We start from the raw sequence: 4,177 nt of genomic DNA on the forward strand, positions 1-4,177 counted from the left end.
GTCATGGCCGGTGCAGTTCAGCATGCCGCGTGCCTTGACGGTTTCGAGCGTCTTGCCGCCGGCGGCTTCCGCCGGCGCCGCAAAATGCACGAGGCCAAGGGCCAGGGCCGAAGCCCCCCATTTCATCATTTTCATGTTCCGTCTCCACTGTTTGAGGTTGTTTGGTTTCTTGTTGTTGGAGGCCCGAAAGGCGTCTTTCAGGCCTCGGTCTCGAAGCCGCTTCTAGTCGGAAAGCGGGGCCGGTTTCGGTAACGAGGAAATCGTGAGGTCGCCGCGCCAATCCTGCTGAGCCAGCCATCGGTGAAGTGCCGCGACCGCCTTCACGCGCAGATGTCCGCGTGGGACGACAAGATAGAAGCCCGGGACTTCCTCCGGCTTCATGTCGGCAATGGCGTCGCGGCCGATCGGCGCGACCAGCGTGCCCGCCCGGAAATCTTCCTCGGCATCGATGACGGAAACCAAGCCCACACCTATGCCTTGCAAGGTCGCCCGGCGCATGGTCGCGGCGTCGTCGAAGCTGATGCTGCGGTCGCCATCCGTCAGTTCCACGCCAAGGTGGCGCAATATGTCCGGCCACAGACGCTTCGACTTGACGGTGTCGAGCAACGTGAACTGTGTCAGATCATGCGCCGACTTGATCCTTTCGCCGATCGCCGGCGTGCAGCAGATGATCTTCGGATCCGGCACCAGCAACGTGGTTTCATAGTCGGACCAGTTGCCGTAGCCCCACTGGACCGTCATATCGATATCGTCGCGCCCGAAATCGGGCAGGTCGACCATGGTCGTCAGGCGCAGGTCCGCGCCCGGCAAGATTTCCCGGAACAACGAAAGCCGCGGCAGGAGATAATGCGTGGCGAAGTATGGGCTCGCATTCAGGTTGATGCGGTCCCGATAGTTCGACTTGGTGACGCGGCGAACGCCTTCGGCAAACTCGTTGAAGCCGGCTTTGACATAGTGCGACAGAAGAATGGCCGACTCGGTCAGTTCGATCGACCGGCCCTTACGCTCGAACAGCGTTACCTGGAGCGTATCCTCCAGAAGCTTGATCTGCTGTCCGACGGCCTGCGGCGTGACCAGCAATTCATCCGCCGCCTGCCGAAAGCTCTTGTGCTGCGCGACCGCGTGGAACACGCGCAGAGCATTCAGCGAGGGAAGGCGCAGCTTGCCGGTCATCGAAATTCCGTTCCTTTCCCTGCTTGTGGCCCGGTCGGTCATGCACTGCCTCGGTCATGCACTGCCAGAGTTCAGTCGCCCGCGGCGAAAGAGACTTAGGCGTATATGTAACCACCTGAAACAATTACGTTTTCACCGGTCATGTAAGTGTTCTTGGGGCTGCCCGTCATCAGCACCCATTCGGCAATCTCCTTTGGCTCGGCACCGCGGCCGAGCGGGCTCGCCTTGGCCAGTTCCTCCAGGAAGCCGAGCGCTTTCGCCTTCTCCGTCGCCATGCCGGCCGGCGCCACCGAATTCACCAGAATGCCGTCCTTCGCCACGTGATGGGCAAAGGATCGGGTAAGGCTGACGACGGCGGCCTTGGTCGCCGCATAGTGAGCGTTCTGCGGATGCGCCTTGAAGGCGTCGACCGAGGTCAGGTTCACGATCCGGCCGCGGACGTGGCTCTTCGGCTCCTGCGATTGCATGTGGCGAACCGCCGCCACCATCATGTGGTAGGTGCCCTTGATGTTGATGCCGTTGGAGGCATCCCAGTCGGCGTCGGTGATTTCGAGGAGCGGGCGGCGAGGGTAGATCGCGGCACAATTGATCAGCGTGTCGACGCGCCCGAGTTTCGAAACGATCGCCTCGAATGCGGCGTGGCACTGTGGGCCTACCTGGATGTCGCAAAGGGCGGTCGCGGTAGGCAGTCCGCTGGCCTTCGCGGTCGCCAGCGCGGACTCGGCGGCTTCCTGGTTGATGTCGATGATGCCGATCTTTGCCGCTCCGGCCTCGACAGCCATCTCGGCTAAGAGGGCACCGAGGCCGGCACCACCGCCAACGATCAGAACGGAAAGATCTTTCATCCCAGTTTTCCTTACTTGGTACCGCTTGGCGAGGTTGGCCAAGTCGGCATGATGTCGAAACGGGTAACGTCGGCCCACGCGGGGAGCCCAAGCACAGCGACGACCATCCTGGCCACGTCATCCGGCTGCACCACTTTGCTGGCGTACATGGCTGCGCGCGCGTTGGCGTCGAGGATGTCCTGGTAGAGCTGCGTCTCGACACGGCCGGCAACGATCTCGGTGACGCGTACGCCCGATGGGGAGAGGTCGGCGCGCAGCGCTGCTGCAAAGCCTGATATCGCCGCCTTGGTCGCTGAATAGACGGCAATGTTGGAGTATGCCGCGTGGCCCGCTGTGGAGCCGGTGAACAATACATGCCCGGACTGCCGCTCGCGCATTTGCGGGACGACGAGGCGCGTGAGCAGGATTGCCGCGCTGAGGTTCACCTCGAGCGTGGTGTCGATGTCAGCGATCTCCATATCGGCGAAGTTGCCGAGCGGCGGCATGACCCCGGCATTGTTGATCAGCACGTCGATGGTGAGATCCGCCAGGGCCGCTTCCAGGGCCTCGCGGTCGGTGACGTCGACGGCAATCGGCACGATGCCGGGCCGCTGTGCCTGCAGCTCCTTGAGCGCGGCCTGGCTGCGCCCGACCGCATAGACGTCGTAGCCGGCGTCGCTCAGCGCGATCGCTATGGCCCGCCCTATGCCGCTCGTCGCACCGGTGATGAAGGCTGTCGTCACGTGGGCTTTCCTGATTGTCTGTTTTCAGTTTGCGGCCCGGGCCGATGCCGCGAAACCAAGAAAACCAGCAAAAAGGAAAGATAAACTTTCGAAAATTTCGGATGCCTCCAAAATCCCTTGGGGTGTTCGGATAACCGCAGCAGCCGAAAACCCAGGGAAACGCTGGCAAGCTGGCGCCTTCAGCCCTTGGGAAACCCGCGCAGCCGGTGACGGAACAAAAAACACGGCTTTCGCAACGGATGTCTAATTTTCAGCTCAGGCGCGCCGATGCGATCGAATTCGCGAGGCCTCATCCGCCTGTCGAGGCAGGCCTTTTCATGTCGGTGAAAAGTGAGGCCGCCGCCGCCTTCTGCTCGGCTTCGATTGCCTCCACGCCAGAGGCTCGGGCCAGGGCGCGCACCCGCCCGAGACTGTTGTGCAGGTGCTTGCGCATGGCCTGGCGGGCGGCGCGGCCATCCTGCCTTTCGATGGCGTCGACGATTGTCTTATGTTCGCTGTGTATGCGCGCGTAATAGCTGTCCTTGAGTTCGGGCGTGACCAGATAGCCGAGCTGGAAGCGCGGCACGATCATCGGCCCGAGATAGCTTAGGAAACCGTGGATGAATTCATTTCGTGCCGCCTTGGCGATCGCCAGGTGGAAATCATAGTCGTAGTGGATCTGGACGACGGCGGGATCGGCCTGCTGGGCGTCGACCTGTTCCATCAAGGTGCGGATCGCGCTGGCTTCCGCATCGGTGCGCCGTTCCGCGCACAATCCCGCCGACTCCACCTCGACGCTCAACCTCAGCTCGAGCAGCGCAATGGTTTCCGGCAAGGTCCTGAGCGCTTCGTCCGGTATCGAGAAGTTGCGCGGCGCCGGCGTCTCGCTGACGAACATGCCGCGCCCCTGCTGCGGCACCACCAGGCCTTCGGAACGCAGTCGCGCCACAGCTTCCCGCACCACGGTGCGGCTGACATCGTACTCGGCGCAAAGCTCCGCCTCAGTCGGCAATTGCGCGCCGGGCAGCAGCTGTCCGGAGCGGATCTTCTCGGACAGGCTCTCCGCCACGACGGTGGAAAGCGGCTTGCGCTTCGTCATCAGTCTCCCTCTCGCCAGATTCGGGATGATGCCCGAACCGGCAGGACCATTCAAACCGCCGCGGTGACGATCAGCTCGACCAGCATTCCGGGCTTCGCCATCCGTCCTTCGCCCGATGAGCGCGCCGGTGCGTGCTCCCCGGGCATCCAGGCGTCCCACACCGCATTGACCTCGTCGAAATCCCTGATGTCGTCCAGCCACATCTGCACATGAAGGATGCGGGTCTTGTCCGTGCCCGCCTTGCCAAGCAGCGCATCGATCTTGCCGAGCACCTCGCGCATCTGGTCGGCCGCGGACTGGCCGGGCCTCGCGACCTGGCCGGTGAGGTAGAGCGTGCCGTTATGGATGACGCCATGGTG

Annotated in this window: 6 protein-coding genes; 1 reads left to right on the forward strand and 5 read right to left on the reverse strand. The window is 62.8% G+C overall.

From position 1 onward, the window contains the following. Positions 1-222: 222 nt before the first annotated feature. The 3 genes from EN964_RS26970 to EN964_RS26980 all read right to left on the reverse strand — a co-directional run bounded on the left by EN964_RS26970 (position 223) and on the right by EN964_RS26980 (position 2,740). Positions 223-1,173, reverse strand: coding sequence for a LysR substrate-binding domain-containing protein (locus tag EN964_RS26970; protein ID WP_023810154.1), 951 nt, complete (start codon positions 1,171-1,173; stop codon positions 223-225). 95 nt (positions 1,174-1,268) lie between these two features. Continuing rightward, the gene (locus tag EN964_RS26975) at positions 1,269-2,018 is read right to left on the reverse strand and encodes an SDR family NAD(P)-dependent oxidoreductase (RefSeq protein ID WP_127271850.1); all 750 of its coding nucleotides are present in this window, start codon (positions 2,016-2,018) and stop codon (positions 1,269-1,271) included. 11 nt (positions 2,019-2,029) lie between these two features. Then, on the reverse strand, positions 2,030-2,740 hold the full coding sequence (locus EN964_RS26980; RefSeq protein WP_127268816.1) for an SDR family oxidoreductase: 711 nt from the start codon (positions 2,738-2,740) through the stop codon (positions 2,030-2,032). Between EN964_RS26980 and EN964_RS26985 the strand changes: the two genes are divergently transcribed. Next, a complete protein-coding gene (locus tag EN964_RS26985; protein ID WP_127268817.1) occupies positions 2,724-2,987 on the forward strand; it encodes a hypothetical protein in 264 nt (87 codons plus the stop codon). The genes EN964_RS26980 and EN964_RS26985 overlap by 17 nt on opposite strands. A 42-nt stretch (positions 2,988-3,029) precedes the next feature. Here the strand turns inward: EN964_RS26985 and EN964_RS26990 are convergent, their stop codons facing one another. Next, complete coding sequence (locus EN964_RS26990) at positions 3,030-3,818, reverse strand: FadR/GntR family transcriptional regulator (protein ID WP_164749433.1); 789 nt, start codon at positions 3,816-3,818, stop codon at positions 3,030-3,032. A gap of 50 nt (positions 3,819-3,868) precedes the next feature. After that, positions 3,869-4,165 (reverse strand): RidA family protein, encoded by a 297-nt coding sequence (locus EN964_RS26995; protein WP_245490689.1) that lies wholly within the window; start codon positions 4,163-4,165, stop codon positions 3,869-3,871. Positions 4,166-4,177: the final 12 nt, after the last annotated feature.

Source organism: Mesorhizobium sp. M7A.F.Ca.CA.001.10.2.1 (assembly GCF_003998575.1).
In the GTDB taxonomy this organism is placed as follows: domain Bacteria; phylum Pseudomonadota; class Alphaproteobacteria; order Rhizobiales; family Rhizobiaceae; genus Mesorhizobium.